The 24,530-nt window shown below is 59.0% G+C and carries 22 protein-coding genes and 1 pseudogene; 15 read left to right on the top strand and 8 right to left on the bottom strand.

Annotation, left to right across the window (positions count from 1 at the left end):
- Nucleotides 1-36: 36 nt before the first annotated feature.
- Together ACVVH8_RS23175 and ACVVH8_RS23170 are read right to left on the bottom strand one after the other, a co-directional pair.
- Complete coding sequence (locus ACVVH8_RS23175; RefSeq protein ID WP_371043227.1) at nucleotides 37-801, bottom strand: methyl-accepting chemotaxis protein; 765 nt, start codon at nucleotides 799-801, stop codon at nucleotides 37-39.
- A 93-nt stretch (nucleotides 802-894) separates the two neighbouring features.
- A pseudogene (locus tag ACVVH8_RS23170) lies at nucleotides 895-1,926 on the bottom strand (HAMP domain-containing protein); the annotation flags it as partial.
- Nucleotides 1,927-2,115: 189 nt separating this feature from the next.
- On the opposite strand from ACVVH8_RS23170, the gene ACVVH8_RS23165 reads away from it, so the two are divergent.
- A complete protein-coding gene (locus ACVVH8_RS23165; RefSeq protein ID WP_213026411.1) occupies nucleotides 2,116-3,603 on the top strand; it encodes a helicase HerA-like domain-containing protein in 1,488 nt (495 codons plus the stop codon).
- Nucleotides 3,604-3,745: 142 nt separating this feature from the next.
- Here the strand turns inward: ACVVH8_RS23165 and ACVVH8_RS23160 are convergent, their stop codons facing one another.
- Nucleotides 3,746-4,201 carry a DUF721 domain-containing protein gene (locus ACVVH8_RS23160; protein ID WP_100845263.1) on the bottom strand — a complete coding sequence of 152 codons (456 nt, stop codon included), beginning with the start codon at nucleotides 4,199-4,201 and terminating at the stop codon, nucleotides 3,746-3,748.
- A gap of 308 nt (nucleotides 4,202-4,509) precedes the next feature.
- Here ACVVH8_RS23160 and secA point away from each other — a divergent pair, with 308 nt between their 5' ends.
- The 4 genes from secA to ACVVH8_RS23140 all read left to right on the top strand — a co-directional run bounded on the left by secA (nucleotide 4,510) and on the right by ACVVH8_RS23140 (nucleotide 10,340).
- The gene (gene secA / locus ACVVH8_RS23155) at nucleotides 4,510-7,245 is read left to right on the top strand and encodes a preprotein translocase subunit SecA (protein ID WP_103303940.1); all 2,736 of its coding nucleotides are present in this window, start codon (nucleotides 4,510-4,512) and stop codon (nucleotides 7,243-7,245) included.
- Nucleotides 7,246-7,367: 122 nt separating this feature from the next.
- On the top strand, nucleotides 7,368-8,585 hold the full coding sequence (gene argJ, locus ACVVH8_RS23150) for a bifunctional glutamate N-acetyltransferase/amino-acid acetyltransferase ArgJ (RefSeq protein WP_134176729.1): 1,218 nt from the start codon (nucleotides 7,368-7,370) through the stop codon (nucleotides 8,583-8,585).
- Between the two features lie 178 nt (nucleotides 8,586-8,763).
- Nucleotides 8,764-9,396, top strand: coding sequence for a glutathione S-transferase family protein (locus ACVVH8_RS23145; RefSeq protein WP_401299779.1), 633 nt, complete (start codon nucleotides 8,764-8,766; stop codon nucleotides 9,394-9,396).
- Entirely contained in the window at nucleotides 9,393-10,340 is a 948-nt protein-coding gene (locus ACVVH8_RS23140; protein WP_103303943.1) for a Nudix family hydrolase, read from the top strand. The genes ACVVH8_RS23145 and ACVVH8_RS23140 overlap by 4 nt, the downstream gene beginning before the upstream one ends.
- 120 nt (nucleotides 10,341-10,460) lie before the next feature.
- Here the strand turns inward: ACVVH8_RS23140 and ACVVH8_RS23135 are convergent, their stop codons facing one another.
- Genes ACVVH8_RS23135 through ACVVH8_RS23125 form a run of 3 tightly spaced genes read right to left on the bottom strand, consistent with a single transcriptional unit; the run spans nucleotide 10,461 to nucleotide 14,048 of the window.
- Complete coding sequence (locus ACVVH8_RS23135) at nucleotides 10,461-11,045, bottom strand: cob(I)yrinic acid a,c-diamide adenosyltransferase (protein WP_475226541.1); 585 nt, start codon at nucleotides 11,043-11,045, stop codon at nucleotides 10,461-10,463.
- 3 nt (nucleotides 11,046-11,048) lie between these two features.
- Nucleotides 11,049-13,085: a sensor histidine kinase gene (locus ACVVH8_RS23130; RefSeq protein WP_213026406.1), complete on the bottom strand. Its 2,037-nt coding sequence runs from the start codon at nucleotides 13,083-13,085 to the stop codon at nucleotides 11,049-11,051.
- Between the two features lie 45 nt (nucleotides 13,086-13,130).
- Entirely contained in the window at nucleotides 13,131-14,048 is a 918-nt protein-coding gene (locus tag ACVVH8_RS23125) for a putative 2-dehydropantoate 2-reductase (protein ID WP_475226539.1), read from the bottom strand.
- 141 nt (nucleotides 14,049-14,189) lie between these two features.
- On the opposite strand from ACVVH8_RS23125, the gene ACVVH8_RS23120 reads away from it, so the two are divergent.
- Both ACVVH8_RS23120 and ACVVH8_RS23115 read left to right on the top strand, forming a co-directional pair.
- A complete protein-coding gene (locus tag ACVVH8_RS23120) occupies nucleotides 14,190-14,675 on the top strand; it encodes a YajQ family cyclic di-GMP-binding protein (RefSeq protein WP_008080210.1) in 486 nt (161 codons plus the stop codon).
- Nucleotides 14,676-14,795: 120 nt separating this feature from the next.
- Entirely contained in the window at nucleotides 14,796-15,635 is an 840-nt protein-coding gene (locus tag ACVVH8_RS23115; RefSeq protein WP_103303947.1) for a mechanosensitive ion channel family protein, read from the top strand.
- Nucleotides 15,636-15,868: 233 nt separating this feature from the next.
- Here ACVVH8_RS23115 and ACVVH8_RS23110 read toward each other — a convergent pair whose 3' ends face one another.
- Nucleotides 15,869-17,194, bottom strand: coding sequence for an OprD family outer membrane porin (locus tag ACVVH8_RS23110; RefSeq protein WP_315445599.1), 1,326 nt, complete (start codon nucleotides 17,192-17,194; stop codon nucleotides 15,869-15,871).
- Between the two features lie 887 nt (nucleotides 17,195-18,081).
- Between ACVVH8_RS23110 and ACVVH8_RS23105 the strand changes: the two genes are divergently transcribed.
- Both ACVVH8_RS23105 and ACVVH8_RS23100 read left to right on the top strand, forming a co-directional pair.
- Complete coding sequence (locus ACVVH8_RS23105; protein ID WP_475226537.1) at nucleotides 18,082-18,507, top strand: HIT domain-containing protein; 426 nt, start codon at nucleotides 18,082-18,084, stop codon at nucleotides 18,505-18,507.
- Nucleotides 18,508-18,510: 3 nt separating this feature from the next.
- The gene (locus tag ACVVH8_RS23100; RefSeq protein WP_103303950.1) at nucleotides 18,511-18,717 is read left to right on the top strand and encodes a SlyX family protein; all 207 of its coding nucleotides are present in this window, start codon (nucleotides 18,511-18,513) and stop codon (nucleotides 18,715-18,717) included.
- Nucleotides 18,718-18,788: 71 nt separating this feature from the next.
- Here the strand turns inward: ACVVH8_RS23100 and ACVVH8_RS23095 are convergent, their stop codons facing one another.
- Nucleotides 18,789-19,391 (bottom strand): cold-shock protein, encoded by a 603-nt coding sequence (locus ACVVH8_RS23095; RefSeq protein ID WP_103303951.1) that lies wholly within the window; start codon nucleotides 19,389-19,391, stop codon nucleotides 18,789-18,791.
- A gap of 312 nt (nucleotides 19,392-19,703) precedes the next feature.
- On the opposite strand from ACVVH8_RS23095, the gene ACVVH8_RS23090 reads away from it, so the two are divergent.
- From ACVVH8_RS23090 to ruvC, 6 genes are all read left to right on the top strand, one after another.
- Complete coding sequence (locus ACVVH8_RS23090; RefSeq protein ID WP_103303952.1) at nucleotides 19,704-20,174, top strand: Dps family protein; 471 nt, start codon at nucleotides 19,704-19,706, stop codon at nucleotides 20,172-20,174.
- A 181-nt stretch (nucleotides 20,175-20,355) separates the two neighbouring features.
- Nucleotides 20,356-20,694, top strand: a complete 339-nt coding sequence (locus tag ACVVH8_RS23085; RefSeq protein ID WP_103303953.1) for a ribbon-helix-helix domain-containing protein — start codon at nucleotides 20,356-20,358, stop codon at nucleotides 20,692-20,694.
- Between the two features lie 131 nt (nucleotides 20,695-20,825).
- Nucleotides 20,826-21,047, top strand: a complete 222-nt coding sequence (locus ACVVH8_RS23080; protein WP_103303954.1) for an FmdB family zinc ribbon protein — start codon at nucleotides 20,826-20,828, stop codon at nucleotides 21,045-21,047.
- A gap of 99 nt (nucleotides 21,048-21,146) precedes the next feature.
- On the top strand, nucleotides 21,147-22,922 hold the full coding sequence (gene aspS / locus ACVVH8_RS23075; RefSeq protein WP_103303955.1) for an aspartate--tRNA ligase: 1,776 nt from the start codon (nucleotides 21,147-21,149) through the stop codon (nucleotides 22,920-22,922).
- Between the two features lie 131 nt (nucleotides 22,923-23,053).
- Nucleotides 23,054-23,800, top strand: coding sequence for a YebC/PmpR family DNA-binding transcriptional regulator (locus tag ACVVH8_RS23070; RefSeq protein ID WP_007912738.1), 747 nt, complete (start codon nucleotides 23,054-23,056; stop codon nucleotides 23,798-23,800).
- A 141-nt stretch (nucleotides 23,801-23,941) separates the two neighbouring features.
- Entirely contained in the window at nucleotides 23,942-24,469 is a 528-nt protein-coding gene (gene ruvC / locus ACVVH8_RS23065) for a crossover junction endodeoxyribonuclease RuvC (protein WP_103303956.1), read from the top strand.
- Nucleotides 24,470-24,530 lie beyond the last annotated feature (61 nt).

The raw sequence follows: 24,530 nt of genomic DNA, 5'->3' as shown, positions 1-24,530 counted from the left end.
GGAGAGGGTTGGGTTGAGGGGGTATGCTTTTGATCTTCAGATGCGGAAACTGCCCACCAACTGCTTCAGGCGCGAAGCCTGCTGCTCCAGATCCGAACAAGCGCGCAACGTTGCCTGCAAGTTCTCCACGCCTTCCTGGTTCAGCGTATTGATCTCGGTGATATCGACGTTGATCGATTCGACCACGGCCGTCTGCTCTTCGGTCGCCGTCGCCACCGACTGGTTCATCCCGTCGATCTCGCCAATGCGTTGGGTCACGCTGTTCAAGCGTTCACCGGCCAGGTTGGCGATTTCCACGCTGTCCTGGCTGTGGCGTTGGCTGTCGCTCATGGTGCTCACCGATTCGCGGGCGCCGACTTGCAGCTCCTCGATCATGGTCTGCACTTGCTGCGCCGATTCCTGGGTGCGGTGCGCCAGATTACGCACTTCATCAGCCACCACGGCAAAACCACGGCCGGCCTCACCGGCACGCGCCGCTTCAATGGCCGCGTTGAGCGCCAGCAGGTTGGTTTGCTGGGAAATGCTGGTGATCACTTCGAGAATCTGGCCGATGTTCACGGTTTTGCTGTTCAGCGACTCGATGTTGCTGCTCGACGCGCTGAGCATGCTCGACAACTGATTCATCGCCTTGATACTGCGATCCACCACCTGCTGGCCATCTTCGGCAAGACCGCGAGCGTCGCTGGCCTGGTTCGAGGCTTGCGCGGCGTTGCGGGCGATTTCCTGAGCAGCGGCGCCGAGCTGGTTGATCGCGGCGGCAACACTGCTGGTGCGCGAAGCCTGCTGATCAGAGTTGTACATCGACGAGTTCGACGCCGCGACCACGCGCAGGGCGACTTCGTTGACCTGCCCGGTAGCCGACGACACTTCGCGGATCGAGCCGTGAATACGCTCGACGAAGCGGTTGAACGCCGTACCGAGAACACCGAATTCATCGTTATTGACGATGTTCAGACGTTTGGTCAGGTCACCTTCGCCATCGGCGATGTCTTCCATGGCGCGTGTCATGACGTGCAGCGGCTGGATCAGGATGCGGATCAGCATACCGAGCAGGGCAATGATGATTGCCACGGCAATCACCGTCGCGATCACCGCCGAGGTGCGGAACTGGCTGAGCATCGCGAAGGCCTGATCCTTGTCCACCGACAGGCCGATGTACCAGTTCACCGACGGCAGGCCCTTGATCGGGGCGAAGGTGACGATGCGGGTCTTGCCATCGACGGTGACTTCACTGAAGTCGCTGCTGATGCGCGGGGTGTCCTGCGGATACGCTTCTTTAAGCGATTTCATCACCAGCGCTTTGTCCGGGTGCACGAGGATCTTGCCGTCGGCGCTGACCAGGAACACATAACCCATGCCGTCGAAATCCCGGGCGGCGAGGGTGTCCACCAACGATTGCAGGCTCAGGTCGCCGCCGACCACGCCAACGCTCTGACCGGCCTTTTTCGAGGCTGTGGCGATGGAGATGATCAGTTGCCCGGTGGCCGCGTCGATGTACGGTTCGGTCAGGGTCGAGGTGCTGCTGGTTTCGGCGCCTTTATACCAAGGCCGTACCCGTGGATCGAAACCGTCCGGCATCTTCACGTCCGGGCGGATGGTGAAGTGGCCGGTGGCATCGCCCAGGTAGGTGGCCATGAACGTCGAGGTCAGGGTTTTCTGCTCCAGCAGGCTGGCGACGTTGGCGGGTTCGGGATTGATGGCAATGTTCTGAGCGGCGTTCTCGACCAGCAGAATGCGGCCGCTGAGCCAGGTCTGGATATTGCCGGCGGTGACCTCGCCCATCTCGTTGAGATAGTTGTTCAGGTCATCGCGAATCGCGTTGCGCTGGAGCCAGTCGTTGTACAGCGTAAACGAGGCGAAAGCGGCGATGACGATGAGGGCGGCGGCAAGCAAAATTTTATGGCTGAAGCGCAGATTTTTGTTCATGGCTTGGGGTTCCGCTAAGGTCTTAATGTCCTGGGCGTGCTTTTATAAAGACGCGCAATATGGGCAAGGGTGAATACAAGCTGATATTTCCGTCTCTCCTTAGGGAAATGTCCGACCCGACTTTTCAGTCAGGTTCTCGCCTCTATTTATCGGCCATCGCGAAATAAAGATTAACCATTGGGTGACAAAATGCCTGACTCATCGCAACTCGTAATCGGCGCCGATCTCGCGGGGCAACCGATCGCCCAGGCCATGCGCCTGGCCAACCGCCATGGACTCATCGCCGGCGCGACCGGCACCGGTAAAACCGTGACCTTGCAGCGTCTGGCCGAAGCCTTCAGCGACGCCGGTGTCGCGGTGTTCGCCGCCGACATCAAGGGCGACCTGTGCGGTCTCGGTGCCGCCGGCAATCCGCAGGGCAAGGTCGCCGAGCGCATCGCCGGCATGCCGTGGCTCAACTACCAGCCGCAGGCGTATCCAGTGACCTTGTGGGACATTCACGGTCAGTCCGGTCATCCGTTGCGGACCACGCTGAGTGAAATGGGCCCGCTGCTGATCGGCAGTCTGCTCGAACTCACTGACAGCCAGCAGTCGGCGCTGTACGCCGCGTTCAAAGTTGCCGACCGCGAAGGGCTGTTGTTATTGGATCTGAAAGATCTGAAAGCGCTGCTCAATCACCTCAAGGACAATCCGCAACTGTTGGGTGAAGACGCGGCGCTGATGACCACCGGTTCCAGTCAGGCGCTGTTGCGGCGTCTGGCGACGCTGGAGCAGCAGGGCGCCGAAGCCTTGTTTGGCGAGCCGGCATTGCAACTCGAAGACATCCTGCAACCGGCGGCTGACGGCCGTGGGCGCATTCATCTGCTCGATGCCAGTCGCCTGGTACACGAGGCACCTAAGGTCTACGCGACGTTCCTGCTGTGGCTGCTGGCCGAGTTGTTCGAGCAGTTGCCGGAGCGTGGCGATGCTGACAAACCGCTGCTGGCGCTGTTTTTCGATGAGGCGCATTTGTTGTTCGGCGATACGCCGAAGGCCTTGCAGGAGCGGTTGGAGCAGGTGGTGCGGCTGATCCGTTCGAAAGGCGTGGGTGTGTATTTCGTCACCCAGTCGCCGACCGACTTGCCGGACGATGTGCTGGCGCAACTCGGTTTGCGTGTCCAGCATGGCTTGCGCGCGTTTACCGCCAAGGAGCAGAAATCCTTACGCGCCGTGGCGGACGGGTTCCGGCCGAATCCGGCGTTCGACAGCCTGTCGGTGCTGACGGAGTTGGGGATTGGCGAGGCGCTGGTCGGCACCCTGGCGGAAAAAGGCACGCCGGAAATGGTACAGCGCGTGCTGGTCGCACCGCCGCAATCGCGGATCGGGCCGTTGACCGAAACCGAGCGCACGATGCTGATTGCCGGTTCGCCGTTCAAGGGGCGCTATGACAAGCCGATTGACCGCGAGTCGGCGTACGAAATCCTGATGGGCCGCAAAGATCTGGCGCCGGAAGCTGAAACGCCCGCAGGCAAGCCGGCGGCCGAAGAGCCAAGTCTCGCCGACAGGGCAGGGGAGTTCCTCGGTACGGCAGCAGGTCAGGCGCTGAAGTCGGCGATGCGCCAGGCTGCCAATAACCTCGGTAAACAACTGGTGCGCGGTTTGATGGGCTCATTACTCGGTGGCAGCAAACGCCGCTGATCCCATGTTGCAGGAGATCCAATTGTGGGAGCGGGCTTGCTCGCGAAGGCGCCGTGTCAGACGCCATATTCGTTGAATGACACACCGTTTTCGCGAGCAAGCCCGCTCCCACATTGGGCCGGCGCGCACATTTAGATAGATCTCAGGATTTGTCTTTGGCGTGCGCCGCCAACCGCTCTAGCGCCGCGCGCAACCCCGGATCACTGATCCCGTCTGCTGTGGCCTGGATCGTTGCCGCGGCATCCGTCGACAAATCCATCGTATTGCCGACAACCCCGCGCTGCACCGTCGGCGGCTGTACCTTGAACAGAATTCGCGTCAGGCTGGCGAACTCGTCAAACATCTGCAACTGACGTTGCAGACGCTTCTGCTGATAACGCAGACGTGTCGCCCAATGACCATCGGTGACAATCAGCAACAGGCTGCCTTCACGCCACGACGCCACATGGCAATGTTCGCGGGCGGCGGGTTGCAGTTGGCTTTCGAGCAGGCGTTGCAAATGCCCCAGCCGTTGGGCATGGCCGAGGATGGCTTTGAGCGGCTTGGCTTCGCGCAGGAGAACGGCGGGTGCTCTGGCCGTAAGAGGGCGAAATGCCATGATCGAACACCTGAAGTAACAGAAACGCCATGGTAGCAGAAAGGCCGAAATCACTCGCCCATTGCTTTTGCCCCCGCTTTACCCATTAAATCAACGACTAACTTCTGCCTTTCATGACTTGAAGTTGAGCAAAACGCCCCTATTTTAAGTGAGCCCCGTCAAAGCGCAGTGCCAGCATCGTGGAACATCGCCACTTTCCTCACTTCCGTTTCCGGGTAGAATGCTCGTTCGCATGCGGCCATGAGGGCTGCACGGGCGACGCTCACGGGGCCGCCCTCCATCCCTTTAGTGTGGAAGATCCTGCCGATATGTTTGCGCCTTTGTTAAAGAAACTTTTTGGAAGCAAGAACGAGCGTGAAGTCAAACGCATGCTCAAGACGGTGCAGCTCGTCAATGCCTTCGAAGAGCAAATGGTGGCCCTTTCGGACGATCAATTGCGCGCCAAGACCAATGAGTTCAAGGCCCGCATCGCCAAAGGGGAAACCCTCGACAAGCTGCTGCCAGAAGCCTTTGCGGTCGCCCGCGAAGCCGGCAAGCGCATCATGGGTATGCGCCACTTCGACGTGCAGCTCGTCGGTGGCATGACCTTGCACGAAGGCAAGATCGCCGAGATGCGTACCGGTGAGGGTAAAACCCTCGTGGCTACCCTGGGCGTTTACCTCAACGCACTGTCCGGCAAGGGCGTGCACGTTGTGACGGTGAACGACTACCTGGCCCGCCGTGACGCCAACTGGATGCGCCCGCTGTATGAATTCCTCGGCCTGACCGTCGGCGTCGTGACGCCGTTCCAGCCGCCGGAAGAGAAGCGCCAGGCTTACGCCGCCGACATCACCTACGGCACCAACAACGAATTCGGTTTCGACTACCTGCGCGACAACATGGCGTTCAGCATGGAAGAAAAATTCCAGCGCGAACTCAATTTTGCCGTGATCGACGAAGTCGACTCCATCCTCATCGACGAAGCGCGTACTCCGCTGATCATTTCCGGTCAGGCCGAGGACAGCTCCAAGCTGTACATGGAGATCAATAAACTGATCCCGCAGCTGGAACTGCACGTCGAAGAAGTCGAAGGCGAAGTCACCAAGGCTGGCCACTACACTGTTGACGAGAAGACCCGTCAGGTCGAACTCAACGAAGCCGGTCACCAATACATCGAAGACATGCTCACCCGCGTCGGCCTGCTGGCTGAAGGCGAGAGCCTGTACTCGGCGCACAACCTGGGCCTGCTGACCCACGTTTACGCCGGTCTGCGTGCGCACAAGCTGTTCAACCGCAACATCGAATACATTGTGCAGGACGGCCAGGTCGTGCTGGTTGACGAACACACCGGTCGTACCATGCCGGGCCGTCGTTTGTCCGAAGGCCTGCACCAGGCCATCGAAGCGAAAGAAGGTCTGAACATCCAGGCCGAGAGCCAGACGCTGGCTTCGACCACGTTCCAGAACTACTTCCGCCTGTACACCAAGCTGTCCGGCATGACCGGTACCGCTGACACCGAAGCGTTCGAATTCCACCAGATCTATGGTCTGGAAGTCATGGTCATTCCGCCGAACAAACCGTTGGCGCGTAAAGACTTCAACGACCTGGTGTTCCTCACGGCCGAAGAGAAGTACGCGGCCATCGTGGCGGACATCAAGGAAAGCATGGCCGCTGGTCGTCCGGTGCTGGTGGGTACTGCGACCATCGAAACCTCCGAGCACATGTCCAGCCTGCTCGTGAAGGAAGGCATCGAACACAAGGTTCTGAACGCCAAGTTCCACGAAAAAGAAGCCGAGATCATCGCGCAGGCCGGTCGTCCGGGCGCGCTGACCATCGCCACCAACATGGCCGGTCGTGGTACCGACATCCTGTTGGGCGGTAACTGGGAAGTGGAAGTGGCTTCGCTGGAAGACCCGACCCCTGAGCAAATCGCCCAGATCAAGGCCGACTGGCAGAAGCGTCACCAGCAAGTGCTGGAGTCCGGCGGTCTGCAGGTTATTGCTTCCGAGCGTCACGAATCCCGTCGTATCGACAACCAGCTGCGTGGCCGTGCCGGCCGTCAGGGTGACGCCGGTTCCAGCCGCTTCTATCTGTCGCTGGAAGACAGCCTGATGCGCATCTTTGCCTCTGACCGGGTGAAGAACTTCATGAAAGCTCTGGGCATGCAGCCGGGCGAAGCGATCGAACACCGCATGGTGACCAACGCGATCGAGAAGGCGCAACGCAAGGTTGAAGGCCGCAACTTCGACATTCGCAAGCAACTGCTCGAGTTCGACGACGTCAACAACGAACAGCGTAAAGTGATTTATCACATGCGTAACACGTTGCTGGCCGCTGATAACATCGGCGAAACCATCGCCGATTTCCGTCAGGACGTGCTCAACGCCACCGTCAGCGCGCACATTCCGCCGCAATCGCTGCCTGAGCAGTGGGACGTAGCCGGTCTGGAAGCGTCGATTGCCAGCGACTTCGGCGTGAAACTGCCGATCCAGCAATGGCTCGACGAAGACGATCACCTGTACGAAGAAACCCTGCGCGAGAAGCTCATGACCGAGCTGATGGCGGCGTACAACGAGAAAGAAGACCAGGCCGGTGCCGACGCACTGCGCTCCTTCGAGAAACAAATCGTTCTGCGCGTACTCGACGATCTGTGGAAAGACCACCTGTCGACCATGGACCACCTGCGTCACGGCATCCACCTGCGTGGTTATGCGCAGAAGAACCCGAAGCAGGAATACAAGCGCGAGTCGTTCACGCTGTTCTCCGAGCTGCTGGATTCGATCAAGCGCGACTCGATCCGTGTGCTGTCGCACGTTCAGGTTCGCCGCGAAGATCCGGAAGCCGAAGAGCAACGCCTGCGTCAGGAAGCCGAAGCGCTGGCCGCCCGCATGCAGTTCGAACACGCCGAAGCGCCTGGTCTGGATCAACCGGAAGCCTTGGGTGAGGAGGTCGATGTGGCCCTCGCCACTGCCCCGGTCCGCAACGAGCAGAAGCTGGGCCGCAACGAACTGTGCTACTGCGGTTCGGGCAAGAAATTCAAGCATTGCCACGGGCAGATCCAGTAAAACCCGTTTCAATCGCTGAAATACCCGCGCCGCGACCGGCTTCTGCCGTCGCGGCGTTTTGCCATTTAAACCACCGTCGCTGCGAGTGGCGGTGCTGACATCATTGAGTAAGGAGCGCATTCATGGCTGTTGGTCTTGGTCCTTTGCCAACGTTGCACCCGGTTGCCGGTTTTGAACTCGGTATCGCCTCGGCCGGCATCAAGCGCCCAGGGCGCAAGGATGTCGTGGTGATGCGCTGCGCCGAAGGCTCCACCGTCGCGGGCGTGTTCACCTTGAACGCCTTTTGTGCGGCGCCGGTAATTCTGGCGAAAAAACGCGTACACAACGCCGTGCGTTATTTGCTGACCAACACCGGCAATGCCAACGCCGGCACCGGCGAGCCTGGTTTGGCTGCTGCCGAGCGCACCACCGCGAAACTGGCCGAGCTGACGGGCGTCGATGCCAGCCAGATTCTGCCGTACTCCACCGGGGTGATCGGCGAGCCACTGCCGGTCGAGAAGATCGAAGGCGCACTGCAAGCCGCACTGGACGATCTCTCGGAAAACAACTGGGAAGCGGCCGCCACTGGCATCATGACCACCGACACCCTGCCAAAGGGTGCCAGCCGCCAGTTCGAACATGATGGCGTGACCATCACTGTCACCGGCATCAGCAAAGGCGCAGGCATGATCCGTCCGAACATGGCGACCATGCTCGGTTACATCGCCACCGACGCCAAAGTCTCCCGCGATGTGCTGCACAACCTGATGCTCGACGGCGCCAACAAGTCGTTCAACCGCATCACCATTGACGGCGACACCTCGACCAACGACTGCTGCATGCTGATTGCCACCGGCAAGGCTGCGCTGCCGGAAATCACCCGTGCCGAAGGCGAGTTGTTCGCCAAACTGAAACAAGCGGTGTTCGAAGTGTGCATGGACGTGGCCCAGGCCATCGTGCGCGACGGCGAAGGCGCAACCAAGTTCGTCACCGTTGAAGTCAATGGCGGCGGCAATCACCAGGAATGCCTGGACGTCGGCTACACCGTGGCGCACTCGCCGCTGATCAAGACTGCGTTGTTCGCCTCCGACCCGAACTGGGGCCGTATCCTCGCCGCTGTCGGCCGTGCCGGCGTGCCGGATCTGGACGTGAGCAAGATCGACGTGTTCCTCGGGGACGTGTGCATTGCCAGCCGTGGCGCGCGCGCTGCGACCTACACTGAAGCGCAGGGCTCGGCGGTGATGCAGCAGGAAGAAATCACCATCCGCATCGAATTGGGTCGTGGCGATTGCAGCGAAACCATCTGGACCACCGACCTGTCGCATGAATACGTGAAGATCAACGCCGAATACCGCACCTGATCCATAAGGTGGGAGCGGTTTCCGGCCTCATCGCTGGCAAGCCAGCTCCCACAGGGGTTTTTGTCGTTCACAAATATTGCGCACACAAAACTACCTGTGGGAGCGGGCTTGCCCGCGATGACGGACGACCAGACGCCAGACATTCTGGATTGTTTCCCTGACGAGAAGGCACCCAACCATGTCCCTGCACCTGATCATCGGCGACAAACTGCTTTCCTCCTGGTCCCTGCGCGCCGCCCTGGCCGTTGAACTGACCGGTGCGCCCTACACCGAAGAGCTGATCAAACTCGGCAAGCCCGACACCCGCGAGCAACTGCTCAAGCTTTCGCCGACCGCGAAGGTGCCACTGCTGAAAACCGCCCGCGGCACCATTGCCGACTCTTTGGCGATTGCCGAATACCTCGCCGAGCAGTTCCCGTCCGAGCAGCTCTGGCCAACCGATCTCTTCGCCCGTGCTCAGGCCCGATCCGCCTGCGCACAAATGCACAGCGGCTTCTTCGCCATGCGCAATCACATGCCGTTCAACCTCAGCCACGACGCGCCGCTGAACCCGGTGCCGCCGGAGGTGAAGGTCGATATCGAACGCATGCTCGCGCTGTGGGCCGAATGCCGTGCCGTCGCCACTGAAGAAGGGCCGTATCTGTTTGGCCGTGTGAGCCTGGCCGATGCATTCTTCGCCCCGATTGCCGTGCGTCTGCGCACCTATCAGGTGACGTTGCCGGCCACCGACGCAGCCTATGTTGAAACCGTCTACCAATGGCCGGCCTTCAAGGCCTGGCAAAAGGCTGGACTGGAGGAGTTGAATCCGTGAAACGCGTACACGTCGCCGCCGCTGTCATTCGTGACGAGGCTGGCAAAATTCTCATCGCTCGTCGTGCCGACACCCAGCATCAGGGTGGTCTGTGGGAATTTCCCGGTGGCAAGGTCGAGCCTGAAGAGTCGGTCGAAACCGCACTGGCCCGCGAGCTGCACGAAGAGTTGGGCATTGTCGTGGGTGCTGCCCGACCCTTGATCAAGGTGCGCCACGACTACCCCGACAAACAGGTATTGCTGGATGTCTGGGAAGTGTCGAGCTTCAGCGGCGAACCCCACGGCGCAGAAGGTCAACCGTTGGCCTGGGTCACCGCGAAGGAGCTGGCGAATTACGAGTTCCCGGCCGCCAATCAGCCGATTGTGGCGGCGGCGCGTTTGCCCGCTGAATACCTGATCACTCCGGAAGACCTCGAAACGCCAGCCTTGCTGCGTGGCATCCAGAAGGCAATCGCGGGCGGGATCAAATTGATCCAGCTGCGCGCGCCGAACGGTTACGACCCCAAGTATCGCGATCTGGCAGTGGACGCGGCGGGTCTGTGCGCGGGCAAGGCGCAGTTGATGATCAAGGGGCCATTCGAATGGTTGGGAGATTTCCCGTCCGCCGGTTGGCACATCACCGCCGCGCAGTTGCGTAAATATGCGGCAGCGGGGCGTCCATTGCCGGCGGAGCGCTGGTTGGCAGCGTCTTGCCACAATGCCGAAGAACTGGCGCTGGCCGAGCAGATGGGTGTGGATTTCGTGACCCTGTCGCCGGTGCAGCCGACGCTGACTCACCCGGATGCGCAGCCGCTGGGTTGGGAGCAGGCTTCGACGTTGATCGAGGGATTCAGTAAACCGGTGTTCTTGTTGGGCGGAGTTGGCCCGGCAGAGCGCGAAAAAGCCTGGAACTGCGGGGCCCAGGGTGTGGCGGGGATTCGCGCATTCTGGCCTGATTCTTTGTAAAGGCGGCTGGCCTCATCGCCGGCAAGCCAGCTCCCACAGGTTTTTGGGTTTACACAGCATTTGTGAACGACACAAAGCCCTGTGGGAGCTGGCTTGCCGGCGATGGCGTCCGTTCAGACGCTACATCTCTGTGGGTTTCGCCGCCGGCTGCCAGAGAATCTCCGCCACCCCCTGCCGCCGTGCAATCAGCCTTGCGGCTACAAACAACAAATCCGACAACCGATTGATATACGCCAGGCCAACCCCAGCCAACGGCTCAATCGCATTCAAATGCTGACAGCGTCGCTCGGCACTCCTCGCCAGGCTCCGGCACACATGGGCCTGCGCAATCAGCATCGAGCCGCCCGGCAGAATGAAATTCTCCAGCGGCCCCAACTCTTCATTCCAGACATCAATCGCCGCTTCCAGACGCTCGATTTCCGCCGCGTTCAGCGCCTGATATTCCGGCATGGCCAACTCGCCACCGAGGTCGAACAGCCGATGCTGACAAGGCGCCAGTACTTCGATCAATTCATTCAACCCGGGCGTCGCTTCACGCCCGGCAATCAATCCGGCAAGCAGTACGCCGACCTGACTGTTCAGCGTATCGACTTCGCCAATCGCCTCGATGCGCGGGTGATCCTTAGGCACGCGGCGACCATCGCCCAGGCCGGTTTCGCCTTTGTCGCCAGTGCGGGTGTAGATCTTCGACAGGCGAAAGCCCATGGGTTACCTCGTCAGTTGATTGGTTTCGGCAGCGATGGGCAGTGGCTGGGTCAGCGGCAGGCGCAAGGTGAAACAGGTGCCTTGCCCGGGCGCCGACTGCACTTCCATCTGCCCTTTGTGATTGTTGGTGATGATGAAATACGACACGGATAAACCAAGGCCCGTGCCTTGGCCGATTTCCTTGGTGGTGAAGAACGGCTCGAACGTGCGTTTGCGCACGTTCTCGCTCATGCCGATGCCGTTGTCCTCGACCTGAATCTCCGCCCACGGCGGATTAAGCTTGGTGCGCAGAATAATCCGTCCTGGCTCGCTGTCGTCTTCGCGCTGGTGAATCGCTTGCGCGGCGTTTTTCAGCAGATTGAGCAGCACTTGTTCCAGCTCGTTGGCCGTGCCTGGCACTGGCCCGAGCGCCGGGTCGAACTGGCGGATGATCGCCTGACCCTTGAAGTCGAAACCGATGGCCAGATCGAAATCATTGCCGGCGATTTCCACCGCTTGATCGATCAGTGCCGGCAGATCGCACGGCGCCATTTGCCGAGTGCTGCGGCGGCTGAAACTGAGCATGTGCGTGACGATTTTCGCCGCCCGTGCCCCAGCCTGTTGAATACCGTCGAGCAGTTGCGGGACTTCCCGCCCTTGCAGGTAACGATTGACCGTGTCCAGTTCAATGCCCAGTTGCTCGGCGGTTTCGAGGTTCTTCGGCAGTTCCGTCGACAAGCGCCGGCGGATGTTTTGCACGTTGTGCAGGATCGCGCCCAGCGGGTTGTTGATTTCGTGGGCCATGCCGGCGGCGAGGCCGCCGACCGAAAGCATTTTTTCCGACTGCACCATCATTTCTTCCAGCGACAGGCGCTGGGTGATGTCGTCGATACGGATCACCACACCACGGCCGGCACCGCCCATCAGCGGGTAGAAGGTCAGGGCGTAATGCTTGGGCTCATCATCCTTGAACCAGGTAACGCGCTCGACTTTCGCCACGGTGTGTTGTTCAACGGTTTGCTTGAGTTGCGGCAGAAATGGCTTGAGCGGTTCGAAGGCAAGAAAGATCGGCTGGTTCAGCGCTTCGTCCAGCCGCGTGCCGGAGAGCGCGCTGGCTTCCTGGTTCCATTGCGTGACGTAGAGCTGCTCATCGAGGGCGATCAGCGCGGACGGCATCGAGTCGATGATGCTGTTGAGGTAGTTCTGGAAGCCGGTGAGTTTCTTCTCGATCTTGCTGCGCACCTGCACTTCCAGTTCCAGCTTGCGATTGGTGTGACGGGTTTCTTCGGCCAGCCCTTGGGCCTGATCGTAAGCCGCTTGTGAGTCATCGCGGGCGCGTTTGAGTTGCTGCTCGCGGGCTTCGATGCGCGAGAGCATGGTGTTGAACGCCTCGGCGAGGCTGCCGATTTCGTCATGATTGCCGCGTGAGGCGCGCAGGGCGTAGTTCTCTTCGCGCGTGACCTGCCGGGACAACTCTTCAAGCTGATGGATCGGCCGGGTGATCAGGCGTTTGATCTGCCGGGCAATCACCAGCCACAACAGCACGCTGAAAATCAGGATGCCCAGGCTCGCCGTCAGCGTGCCAGTGTAGAACGCCATCGGCAGCTCACTGCTGGCCACCAGCAGCAGATGGCCCGGCGCGGTCCCGGGACGGGGCAGGGTGATCAGTTGGTTGCTGCGAAACTCGGTGAGTTGCCAGGCTTCGATGTGCCGGTAGCGTTCCGGCAGAGCGAGTTTGTCACCGTGTTGCACTTGCGCGAGCCGTTCGCCTTTGCCGTCATACAGTGCGGCGGCGCGCAGCGGCGAATAGCTGTCGAGTTCCTTGAGCAGGCGTTCGGCACTTTGTGGCGATTGCAGGGCTTCACTGACCAGACTCGGGTTGGAAATCAGCCGGCCGATGGTCTGCAAGGCCTGCGGGGCCATGCTTTCCTGGGAGATGTAATAGGCGGCGCTGATAAAGGTCAGGTTGGCGACCAGCAAGACAGTGGTCAACAGCACCAGCAGGGCAGCCAGCAGTTTCTGGCCGACCGGCAGGTTTTCGAGGCGCTGGCGCAATGGCATCAGGGTTATCGCAGCAAAGGAACAAGTGGCCAGCGTAGCCGCTGCTCAGTCGCTGGGCAATCCAAGGCTGTGCAGATGCGCCATCAGGCGTTGCTGTAATTGATTGAGGTGCGGCAGGTTCAATTGGTGGCGCTCAGCGACTTTGCAGGCGTGGCCCAATAGATAGCTGATTTCGGTGCGACGCTGGTTGGCCACGTCCTGATACATCGACGAGTAATTGGCGGCGGTGGCCTGGATTACCCGTTCGACTTCCTGTTGCAGATTGTCCGCCGCTGCCGGTTGGCCGCAACGCTCCAGCAATTCGGCCAGCTCGGCGCACAGTGTGGCGACTTCACAATGATGGGCCTGCAATCCGCCGTTACGGCAACCGTGCAACACGGTCAACGGATTGATCGCGCAGTTGAGTGCCAGTTTGCGCCACAGCCGCGTGAGGATGTCGGTGCTCCATTCATGGGGGATTTTCGCTGCCTCCAGATCGTCCAGCCAGATCGGCGCGACCGGATGCGCGACATCGCCGAGCCAGGTGAAACCGTGGCCGGCGAACACCACACGCCAGTCACCGTCGCGGAACGCGCCCTCGGTGCTGGAGGCGCTGATGCAGCGCGCCTGCGGCACTTTTGCGGCAACGGCGTCCTGACTGCCGAGACCGTTTTGCAACAGGATCAGCTCGGCATCGGTTGTCAGGCGCGGAGCGAGGAGGGCGACGGCACTTTCAGCATCGTAGGCCTTGCAGGCCACCAGCAGGCGACGGATCGGTTCGGGGCTGTCCGGGGTTTCGCCGGGAACTGCATAGGTATTCGCTTGTCCCTGTTCCACGAGCGTCAAACCGCCCGCCGCGTTGTAGCTTTGCAAGCGCACCGCGTCGCGCACGATCAGCCTGACCGGCACTCCGGCCCGAGCCAGTCGTGTAGCCCAAAGTGTGCCGAGACTGCCGGCGCCGAGAACATGCCAGGGGGTAGACATCAGTTTTTTGCTCGATTGGTTGCAGGCATGTGCGGCTCGCCGTGTCGACAGGAAAAGACCCGTTATAATGAGCCCGATTTTAACCGCAAGCCAAGCGCGCTCCATGCACATCGAGCGCGCCTTTTTTATTGGAGAGATTACATGCCGTCGTTCGACGTGGTATCCGAACTGGACAAACACGAACTCACCAACGCGGTCGAGAACGCCGTGAAGGAACTCGATCGTCGTTATGACCTGAAAGGCAAAGGCAGTTTCGAGTTCAAGGAAAAGGACCTCACCGTCAGCCTGACCGCTGAAGCCGGGTTCCAGCTGGAAGCGATGATCGAAATCCTCAAGCTGGCGCTGGTCAAGCGCAAGATCGACGTGCAGTGCCTTGAGGTCAAGGACGCTTACGCTTCGGGCAAGCTGATGAAGCAGGACGCCATCCTCAAGGAAGGTATCGACAAAGAGCTGGCGAAGAAGATCGTCGGCCACATCAAGGACGCAAAGCTCAAGGTGCAGGCCGCCATTCAGGGCGAGCAGGTACGTGTGACCGGCAAGAAGCGTGACGATCTGCAAGAAGCCATCGCCGCCCTGCGTGCCAAGGAATTCGGCATGCCGCTGCAGTTCAACAACTTCCGCGACTAAGCACCTCGTTACCCTGTGGGAGACAGCAAAGCCCCTCCCACATTGGATTTATGTACACCCCGGCGGTTTTCTGCCGTTCATCTCTCGCGTGCCGAATGGCCGGAAATCAGGAGTTAAAACATGGATTTGAATGCTGAGGTAGACAACCTGGTCAAGGCATCCCAGGCGTGGATCCCGATGATCATGGAATACGGCAGCCGCGTGCTGCTGGCGGTAATCACCCTGGCCATAGGCTGGTGGCTGATCAACAAGGTCACGCAAAAACTGGGCGGTCTGCTGGCTCTGCGTAACGCTGATCTGGCGTTGCAAGGTTTCATCAGCAGCCTGGCCAACATCATTCTCAAGGTGTTGCTGATCGTCAGCGTCGCCTCGATGATCGGTGTCGAAACCACTTCGTTCGTTGCCGCGATCGGTGCTGCCGGTCTGGCCATCGGTCTGGCCTTGCAGGGCAGCCTGGCAAACTTCGCCGGCGGTGTGCTGATTCTGTTGTTCCGCCCGTTCCGTATCGGCGACTGGATCGAAGCGCAAGGTGTGTCGGGTACCGTCGACAGCATTCAGATTTTCCACACGGTGCTGCGTACCGGCGACAACAAGACCATCATCGTGCCAAACGGCAACCTGTCCAACGGCATCATCACCAACACCAACCGTCAGCCGACCCGCAAGGTTGTGTTCGATGTGGGTGTGGATTACGAAGCCGATCTGCAAAAGGCCCGTCAAGTGTTACTGGATTTGGCCAAGGATGAGCGCGTGTTGCAGGATCCTGCGCCACAGGCAGTCATTTCGACTTTGGGCGACAGTTCGATCACGGTTTCCCTGCGTGTGTGGGTGAAAACCGCAGACTATTGGGATGTGATGTTCATGTTTAACGAACAGTCCCGCGATCGTTTAAAGACTGCCGGCATTGATATCCCGTTTCCGCAACGGGTGATTCGGGTAGTTCAGGAAACTGCGGTATAGAAACAACGTTGAGAGCTGGCCCCGCGGTCAGTTAATTAATGAAAAGCCCAAGAGTTGTTCGCACTCTTGGGTTTTTTTATGGGCAAGGTAAAAGTTTGCTGGCTAATAGATAGCTGGCTAAACGTTATTGTATAAAGGTGAGTTGCCAGAGCCATAAAAAAACCGCCCACCTGAAACAGGTGGACGGTTCTAGTTAGAGCAGCGCTCTACAGTACTTTAGCTGTGCATCCCTATTAGAGGATGTTCAGTGGGTACTCAACGATCAGACGGGTGTCGTTGTTGTCAGACGAGTAGCCGCTGTACGCGCCGTTGGAGCGGTACATGGCATAACGCAGACGGAACGAAAGGTCTTTGGCTGGACCTTCCTGGATCACGTACTTGGATTCGGCGTTCCACTCGTTCTCTTTACCTTCACCCAGACCGTTGGTGGTGATGTGATCACCCATGACGTAACGGGTCATGAAGCTCAGGCCAGGCACGCCATAGGTCTTCATGTTCAGGTCGTAGCGAGCTTGCCAGGAGCGCTCGTCGCGGCCCACGAAGTCGGAGATCTGAATGGAGTTGGCAACGAAAATGGTGCTGTTACCGTCAACGCCATAGTAGTAAGCGTTGTCGCCGCTGGAACGCTGATGCGCCAGGGTGAATTTGTGAGCACCGATGCTGTACGCAGCGGCCAGGGACCACAGATTGTTGTCTACGCCAGTAGTGCCGTCGCCGATTGCATCAACCAGATCACCACGGCTTTCGCCTTTGGTGTGATAGCCGTTGAAGTCGAAGTTCAGCGACTGTTCGTCGTTGATTGGCAAGGTGTAGTTCAGGTTGACGTAGTACTTCTTGAAGTAGTCGTCAGCGTCGGAAGCAGCCAATGCACCGGTGAAGTTATCAGTGAAGGAGTAGCTGGCACCGAAGATGTTGATGTTGGTCAGGCCTTTGCCGCCATTGCCATTTTCATCTGGCAGACCGCCGATGCTGTCACGGCCCATACCGGTTTGCTTGCTCAGGGAAGTGAAGCGACCTGCGCTCAGTTCCAGACCTTTGATCTCTTTGGAAGTGATCAGGGTACCGGTGGCGACTTCTGGCAGCAGACGGCTGTCGTCAGTGGCGAAAACCGGGCTGGCAACGAACTGCTGGCCGTATTTCAGAACAGTGTCGGATACGCGGAACTTGACTGCGCCGCCGATTTTGCCTTGAGATTTTTCCGGGTTGCCATCGCTGTCGTTGGCGAACAGGCCGTTACCACGGTGGCCCGAACCGCCGTCCAGTTTGACCGAACCCATTGCCATTGCGTCGAGACCGAAGCCAACGGTGCCTTGAGTGAAGCCCGACTCGTAAGTCAGCAGTTGGCTGACACCGGTGTCCTGACGATAGCCAGCAGTGCCGGAAGTGCTGTTGCCTGCACCGTTCTTATAGTCGCGGTTCATGTATTCCATACGAGTCTTCAGTTTCAGACTCTGGTCTTCCAGGAAACCTTTGGAATCATCCTGGGAAGACGCCATTGCGAACTGCGAGGTGCCTGCTGCAACAGCCAGGGCGATCATGCTCCACTTCATCACGCGCATCGTGATTTGCTCCTTTGGTTTTTAGAAGAGTACTGCCGTCCCACCTGTTTTATTATCTGGGCGGCTCTTTCTTTTTGTGTCGGCGCAAACTTATATCACGCCGACATTGTTGGCGATACTTGCGAATCTAACCTTTCACCTTCTTTACGACGCTGTCGCAATTGGCTGTGTAGATGTCGCAAATTCACAGTACCGATGCAATCGGACCGACAACTTTTTCGCTGTTTTTCTAGCCTTTTGCATCGCTAAAAAAGAGTCCCTGGCAAAACACTTGAATCTCCATCGGGCAACCCTGCCACTATTTTCTTCGGGCTTAAGGCTCCCACTTCCCGTGGTGCGCTTATAGTCCATATGAGTACGAATGCAACAAGCGTGCACAAACCGCAATATCGGTGCGGTTATTTTTTAGAACGCATATCTTTACCTGTAAAAGCCTCATGAATACGGGGCGCCAAGCCCCTTTCTATCAGGGCTTGACGCCATTGTTTCTATGGTGTTGCCGCACAGCTTCAAGCGCGCGACAACCAAAAACGTTACCGGTTCACCCCACCAGTGAGTATTCGGCGGATGCCCGACGCACTGAGCGTAGACGCACTGTGCGGTTTTGGTGCAAAAAAATTTACCCGCTGTACCGTATTCATACAGTTCAGGTTACGGGTGCTTTGTGCTCACCTCAGGTTTTTTCAACCATTTCAGCGTGATGCTCCCGTTTCGGGTTCCGTACTGGTGCAGGGTTTCGATAAATGTCACATCTCGGGGCGCTCAATCGGTACTGCCGTCGTGAAGGCGAGCGCTTTCGCAGGTATGCTGCCGGTCTGTCGCTTGGCGCGCCGCACTTGGGCGGGGCCGCTAAGCTCAATTATGTAGATCAGCCGGGAGTGCGCGCAGTGTTTGTTTTAGATTCACGACTTCAACAGGACACGCTGGCAATCGGCGACTTCCCGCTCTGCCGCCTGCTGCTGTCCAACGACGCCAACTACCCATGGTTCATCCTGGTGCCTCGTCGCGACGATATCAGCGAGTTGTTTCAGTTGGATGTCGCTGATCAGCAACAGCTATGGCTGGAAACCACAGCATTGGCCGAGTTGCTCAAGGACTTGTTCGATGCCGACAAAATGAACGTCGCGACTCTGGGTAACGTGGTCAGCCAGATGCACATGCATGTGATCGTTCGTAAACGTGACGACGCTGCATGGCCGGCCCCGGTCTGGGGCAGGCATCCGGCAAAGCCTTATAGCAGCGAGCAGGTGGCAGCCATTCGCGCGCGGTTGCGTGTGGTGCTGACCGAAGATTTCACCTTTGTGGAGGGCTGAATCATGAGCCTGGAACAACGTGTTACCGAACTGGAAAGCCGTCTGGCGTTTCAGGACGACACCATTCAGGCGTTGAACGACGTGCTGGTGGCGCAGCAGCGCGTGGTCGAGCGTCTGCAATTGCAGATGGCCGCGCTGCTCAAGCGTCAGGAAGAAATGGTGGGGCAGTTCGAGTCCTTCGAAGAAGAGGCGCCGCCGCCGCATTATTGAGGCGGGCACTTTCCGCCAGGCGAAAAAAAACCGCGAACAGCACGCTGCTCGCGGTTTTTTTATGCCTTGGATCAGCGACGCGGCAGAGCGGCGATCACGTCCTCGGCTTGCAGGCCTTTGTCCCGGTTCATTACCGAGAACTCCACGCGCTGGCCTTCAACCAGAACGCGGTGGCCTTCGCCACGGATTGCACGAAAGTGCACGAAAATATCATCGCCGGAATCCCGGGAGATAAAGCCGAAGCCTTTGGACGTGTTGAACCACTTGACGGTGCCGGTATCGCGGTTGGTCATGTCGTAGTTGGTTGGCGCGGCAGCCGGTGAAGATCGATAGAAGCTGACGGCCAGGTGTACAACCACGGCAACCAGGGCAATCACCAGACTGAACAACACTGCTGGCTGGCCGGCGATGACGGGCATCGGCGCGATCAGGGTCAGGGTTTGCAGGACGACGGTCAGCACCAGAAGAGCGCTGGCCAGATTTTGCAGATGCTGGCGTGGACCTTTGTTCCAGTAAGGAATTACGGGAGCAATGATCAGGTTCAGCAGGCCGAAGAAGGCCAGGTAAAGTGCATCGGGTTGTTGCAGGTAGGGAACGGCTTCGGATTTCAAGCTAGGTATGAACGACAGCAGCAAGGCCGCTGCGCCCATTAGCAGGTGGACGATTTTCAACATTTTGATTGGCTCACGTTATGACGGCTCACAAGGAAGAGCTGAAGGCGCACGGTTCGCTTCGCAACAAAATAAGAGGCGGTAGGCACGTACACGGCATCAGCCTATGCGCAACACCCCGGAAAATGGGGCATGGCGACACACTGCCTATTTAACAGCAAAGCCTGCGGCTACTCAAATCAGCCCGGCCAGCGGCAAGGCGGCCGGTCGATTTGTCGCAGGGTGTGCGCTGATTCGGGGCTGCGGGGTGTCGACAGCCTTGCTAGAGTGGGTCTGCACCTGTTGGATGAATTCAATCGCCGTTAGGGGGTAAACATGGCAATCGATATCGGTATCAGTGAAGAGGATCGCAAGTCCATCGTCGAAGGACTGTCGCGTCTGCTGTCGGACACCTATGTGCTGTATCTGAAAACCCATAACTTCCACTGGAACGTCACCGGTCCGATGTTCCGAACGCTGCACTTGATGTTCGAAGAGCAATACAACGAGTTGGCGCTGGCCGTTGACCTGATCGCCGAGCGCATTCGCGCGCTGGGTTTTCCGGCGCCGGGCGCCTATGCCACCTATGCACGTCTTTCTTCGATCAAGGAGGAGGTCGGTGTGCCGAGTGCCGAGGACATGATCAGGCAACTGGTCGACGGTCAGGAAGCGGTGACCCGCACCGCGCGCGGTATCTTCCCGCTGCTCGACAAGGTCAGCGATGAACCGACGGCTGACTTGCTGACCCAGCGCATGCAGGTCCACGAGAAAACCGCGTGGATGTTGCGCGCCTTGCTGGAAGCCTGACCCCCGGCGCGCGGGCATGCCTTGGGCGTGCCCGCGACGTCCGGAATCTTACCTCTGTCGTCGGCTTATCCTACGGTGATGGTCAATAAGTCATCTGGATATAACTTTGTGTCTGCGTTTTGATGAGGTCACAGGATGTGGCTTTGCAAACAGGTAGAGATGACAAAGGAGTGTCACCGATATGGTAGAGGGAGACAGGCGAGGCGACAGGATCGTCGGCTTGCCGCATGAGCTGAAATTCGATCCGTTCGCCAATGAATTCGACATGTCACTGATTCAGCCGTTGTCACGATCCGTGCGATTGAACGGCTACGCGACATGCCTGCGGCTGGAACAGATTTACTGGAATATCCTCGGCAACATGGCCGCAGACAATTGCTGTTCGATCAGTTCGCTGTTGTCCCACGTCGACCGTGAGGTGCATTTGCGTCACGGCGGGGTGAAAAATTTCAGCGCGCTGGTGCGAGTGGTGTGTGTCATGAATGGGGTCAGGGAAGCCAAATCGGCGAAACCAGCCTGAAACAGCGGTTGCAAAGGAGGTGGCGGCCTGTGCAGTCTTACGGCTGCACAGGCCGCATTTAATGGATATAATCCCGCTCTTTCGCCGCAAAGCCCTGCGCGCGGTGGCAATCTGATCGCCGAGACACCCCCATGCCGATGTACGATTACCAATGCGCTTCCTGTGGTCATCAGTTGGAAGCCATTCAAAAGATCAGCGAGGCTCCGCTGGTCGACTGCCCTGCCTGCCAGGCGCCAGAGCTCAAGAAACAGCTGTCCATGCCGGGCTTTCGCCTCAGCGGCAGCGGTTGGTACGAAACCGATTTCAAGACCGGAACCAAGAAGAACCTGGCCGGTGGCGACAAAGCTGACTAGGGTTCAAACCCAGGTTGAACGACACGCGTGAGTTTCCGGGCCGCTTCAGTGCGCCGGGATCTCCACCGAATATCGAATGACGAGAAGCGAACCATTATCATGATGCGCAGCCACTATTGCGGCCAACTGAACGAAAGCCTGGAAGGCCAGGAAATTACCCTTTGCGGATGGGTTCACCGTCGCCGCGACCACGGCGGGGTGATTTTCCTCGATATCCGTGATCGTGACGGTCTGGCCCAGGTGGTGTTCGATCCGGATCGCGCCGAGAGCTTCGCCGCCGCCGATCGCGTGCGCAGTGAATACGTGGTGAAGATCACCGGTAAGGTACGTCCGCGTCCGGCCGGTGCCACCAACGCCAACATGGCGTCGGGCATGATCGAAGTGCTGGGCTACGAACTGGAAGTCATGAACGAAGCGGAAACCCCGCCGTTCCCGCTCAACGAGTTCTCCGACGTGGGCGAAGAAACCCGTCTGCGCTACCGCTTCCTCGACCTGCGTCGTCCGGAAATGGCCGAGAAGCTGCGTTTGCGTTCGCGCATGACCACCAGCATCCGTCGCTTCCTCGACGAGAACGGCTTCCTCGACGTCGAAACGCCGATCCTCACCCGTGCGACTCCGGAAGGCGCTCGTGACTATCTGGTGCCGAGTCGTACCCACCCGGGTTCGTTCTTCGCGCTGCCGCAATCGCCACAGCTGTTCAAGCAACTGCTGATGGTTGCTGGCTTCGACCGTTACTACCAGATCGCCAAGTGCTTCCGCGACGAAGACCTGCGTGCCGACCGTCAGCCAGAATTCACCCAGATCGACATCGAGACCAGCTTCCTCGATGAAAAAGACATCATGGGCCTCACCGAACAAATGATCCGCAACCTGTTCAAGGAAGTGCTGGATCTGGAATTCGGCGAATTCCCGCACATGACCTTCGAAGAAGCCATGCGCCGCTACGGTTCCGACAAGCCAGACCTGCGTATTCCGCTGGAACTGGTCGACGTTGCCGACCAGCTCAAGGAAGTTGAATTCAAGGTCTTCAGTGGCCCGGCCAACGATCCGAAATGCCGTATCGCCGCACTGCGCGTTCCGGGCGGGGCGAGCATGCCGCGCAAGCAGATCGACGACTACACCAAGTTCGTCGGCATCTATGGTGCCAAGGGCCTGGCGTACATCAAGGTCAACGAGCGCGCTGCCGGTGTTGACGGTCTGCAATCGCCGATCGTGAAAAACATCCCTGAAGACAAGCTGAACGTGATCCTCGATCGCGTCGGCGCAGTCGATGGTGACATCGTGTTCTTCGGTGCCGACAAGGCCAAGATCGTCAGCGAAGCTCTGGGCGCGCTGCGTATCAAGCTCGGTCACGACCTGAACCTGCTGACCTGCAAGTGGGCGCCAATGTGGGTCGTCGACTTCCCGATGTTCGAAGAGAACGACGACGGCAGTTTCTCCGCACTGCACCACCCGTTCACCGCACCGAAGTGCACGCCGGAAGAGCTGGAAGCCAACCCGGCCGGCGCGCTGTCCCGTGCTTACGACATGGTGCTGAACGGCACTGAGCTGGGTGGCGGTTCGATCCGTATTCACCGCAAGGAAATGCAGCAAGCAGTGTTCCGCCTGTTGGGTATCAACGAAGCGGAACAGGAAGAGAAGTTCGGCTTCCTGCTCGATGCGCTGAAGTACGGTGCACCGCCGCACGGTGGTCTGGCCTTCGGTCTGGACCGTCTGGTGATGCTGATGACCGGCGCCCAGTCGATCCGTGAAGTGATCGCCTTCCCGAAAACCCAGAGCGCTGCCGACGTCATGACGCAAGCGCCGGGTGTGGTGGACGCCAAGGCGCTGCGCGAGCTGCACATTCGTTTGCGCGAAACGCCAAAGGCTGAGTAAGACGGGCCTGAAGGCGCATCTTCGGATGCGCCTTTTTTCTTTCTATAGAGATCAGGTCGAGATTTTTTTGTTTGCCGGCCGGCGCGGTTTTGCGCGGCGGGCAACGTTTCAAAGAGAATTCGGAGCGAGTTATGGCAGGTCATTCCAAGTGGGCGAACATCAAGCACCGCAAAGAACGTCAGGATGCCAAGAGAGGCAAGATCTTCACCAAGTGGATCCGTGAGCTGACCGTTGCGGCCCGTCAGGGTGGCGGCGATCCGGGTTCCAACCCGCGTTTGCGTCTGGCCCTGGACAAAGCGTTGAGCGCGAACATGAGTCGCGACATCATCGATCGCGCGGTTGCGCGCGGCGCCGGTGCAACCGAAGCGGACAACGTTGAAGAGCTGACCTACGAAGGTTACGGCCCGGGTGGCGTGGCGGTGATGGTCGAGTGCATGACCGACAACCGCAACCGTACCGCCGCCGCCGTGCGCCATGCGTTCAGCAAGTGTGGCGGCAACCTCGGCACTGACGGTTCGGTAGCGTACCTGTTCGAGCGCAAGGGCCAGATCAGCTTCGCGCCGGGTGTCGACGAAGACGCACTGACCGAAGCGGCGCTGGAAGCCGATGCCGATGACGTGGTCAGCCACGAAGACGGCTCGATCGATGTGTTTACCTCGTTCACCAGCTTCTACGCGGTACGTAATGCGCTGGAGGCCGCTGGTTTCAAAGGTGATGACGCCGAAATCGTCATGCAACCGACCACCAGCGCCGAACTGGACCTGGAGGGCGCCGAGAAGGTGCTCAAGCTGATCGATATGCTTGAGGATCTGGACGACGTGCAGAACGTCTATTCGAACGCGGATATTCCGGAAGACGTGGCCGCTCAGCTCGGTTAAGAGCGACTAGGCTTCAATGTGGGAGCTGGCTTGCCAGCGATGGCGTCGGCACATCAGACAATGATGGCGTCTGACACTCCGTCATCGCTGGCAAGCCAGCTCCCACATTTGTTTTTGTGTTATTTCGAACCCGCAGGCGTTATGACTTTAATTCTTGGTATCGACCCCGGTTCGCGTATCACCGGTTACGGCGTTGTTCGCGATACCGGGCGTGGTGGTTGCATTTACGTGGCCTCGGGCTGTATTCGCACCGGCGCCGGCGAACTGCATGAGCGTTTGCAAATCGTCTATCGCGGCGTGCGTGAAATCATTCAGACCTATGGCCCCGTGACCATGGGCATCGAAAAGGTGTTCATGGCGAAAAACGCCGATTCGGCACTCAAGCTCGGGCAGGCCCGTGGAGCTGCCATTGTCGCTGGCGCCGAAGAGTGTCTGGAAATCGCCGAATACACCGCGACTCAGGTCAAGCAAGCGGTAGTGGGCACCGGCGCGGCGAACAAAGAGCAGGTGCAGATGATGGTCATGCACATGCTCAAGCTGACCAGCAAACCGCAAATCGACGCATCCGATGCCTTGGCTATTGCCATTTGTCACGCGCATACCCGCTCCAGTCTGTTGCCGCACGGCTTGGGAACGGCACGCAGTCGTGGCGGGCGCCTGCGTCTCTGATAGCATCAGCAATCAAATTTTTCGCAAGGTGAGTTTCATGCCTGGGTCGTCGGCCTGTAGC

It is taken from the genome of Pseudomonas trutticola BRTCR10 (assembly GCF_056155105.1).
This window is presented reverse-complemented; position numbering and strand designations above follow the sequence as displayed.

Coding starts and splice junctions, on each gene's coding strand:
- ACVVH8_RS23100 (WP_103303950.1), top strand. CDS start 18,511: ATGAGCCTGGAACAACGTGTTACCGAACTGGAAAGCCGTCTGGCGTTT.
- ACVVH8_RS23130 (WP_213026406.1), bottom strand. CDS start 13,085: ATGCCATTGCGCCAGCGCCTCGAAAACCTGCCGGTCGGCCAGAAACTG.
- aspS (WP_103303955.1), top strand. CDS start 21,147: ATGATGCGCAGCCACTATTGCGGCCAACTGAACGAAAGCCTGGAAGGC.
- ACVVH8_RS23145 (WP_401299779.1), top strand. CDS start 8,764: ATGTCCCTGCACCTGATCATCGGCGACAAACTGCTTTCCTCCTGGTCC.
- ACVVH8_RS23120 (WP_008080210.1), top strand. CDS start 14,190: ATGCCGTCGTTCGACGTGGTATCCGAACTGGACAAACACGAACTCACC.
- secA (WP_103303940.1), top strand. CDS start 4,510: ATGTTTGCGCCTTTGTTAAAGAAACTTTTTGGAAGCAAGAACGAGCGT.
- ACVVH8_RS23085 (WP_103303953.1), top strand. CDS start 20,356: ATGGTAGAGGGAGACAGGCGAGGCGACAGGATCGTCGGCTTGCCGCAT.
- ACVVH8_RS23115 (WP_103303947.1), top strand. CDS start 14,796: ATGGATTTGAATGCTGAGGTAGACAACCTGGTCAAGGCATCCCAGGCG.
- argJ (WP_134176729.1), top strand. CDS start 7,368: ATGGCTGTTGGTCTTGGTCCTTTGCCAACGTTGCACCCGGTTGCCGGT.
- ACVVH8_RS23090 (WP_103303952.1), top strand. CDS start 19,704: ATGGCAATCGATATCGGTATCAGTGAAGAGGATCGCAAGTCCATCGTC.
- ACVVH8_RS23110 (WP_315445599.1), bottom strand. CDS start 17,194: ATGCGCGTGATGAAGTGGAGCATGATCGCCCTGGCTGTTGCAGCAGGC.
- ACVVH8_RS23135 (WP_475226541.1), bottom strand. CDS start 11,045: ATGGGCTTTCGCCTGTCGAAGATCTACACCCGCACTGGCGACAAAGGC.
- ACVVH8_RS23095 (WP_103303951.1), bottom strand. CDS start 19,391: ATGTTGAAAATCGTCCACCTGCTAATGGGCGCAGCGGCCTTGCTGCTG.
- ACVVH8_RS23125 (WP_475226539.1), bottom strand. CDS start 14,048: ATGTCTACCCCCTGGCATGTTCTCGGCGCCGGCAGTCTCGGCACACTT.
- ruvC (WP_103303956.1), top strand. CDS start 23,942: ATGACTTTAATTCTTGGTATCGACCCCGGTTCGCGTATCACCGGTTAC.
- ACVVH8_RS23080 (WP_103303954.1), top strand. CDS start 20,826: ATGCCGATGTACGATTACCAATGCGCTTCCTGTGGTCATCAGTTGGAA.
- ACVVH8_RS23070 (WP_007912738.1), top strand. CDS start 23,054: ATGGCAGGTCATTCCAAGTGGGCGAACATCAAGCACCGCAAAGAACGT.
- ACVVH8_RS23165 (WP_213026411.1), top strand. CDS start 2,116: ATGCCTGACTCATCGCAACTCGTAATCGGCGCCGATCTCGCGGGGCAA.
- ACVVH8_RS23175 (WP_371043227.1), bottom strand. CDS start 801: ATGTACAACTCTGATCAGCAGGCTTCGCGCACCAGCAGTGTTGCCGCC.
- ACVVH8_RS23160 (WP_100845263.1), bottom strand. CDS start 4,201: ATGGCATTTCGCCCTCTTACGGCCAGAGCACCCGCCGTTCTCCTGCGC.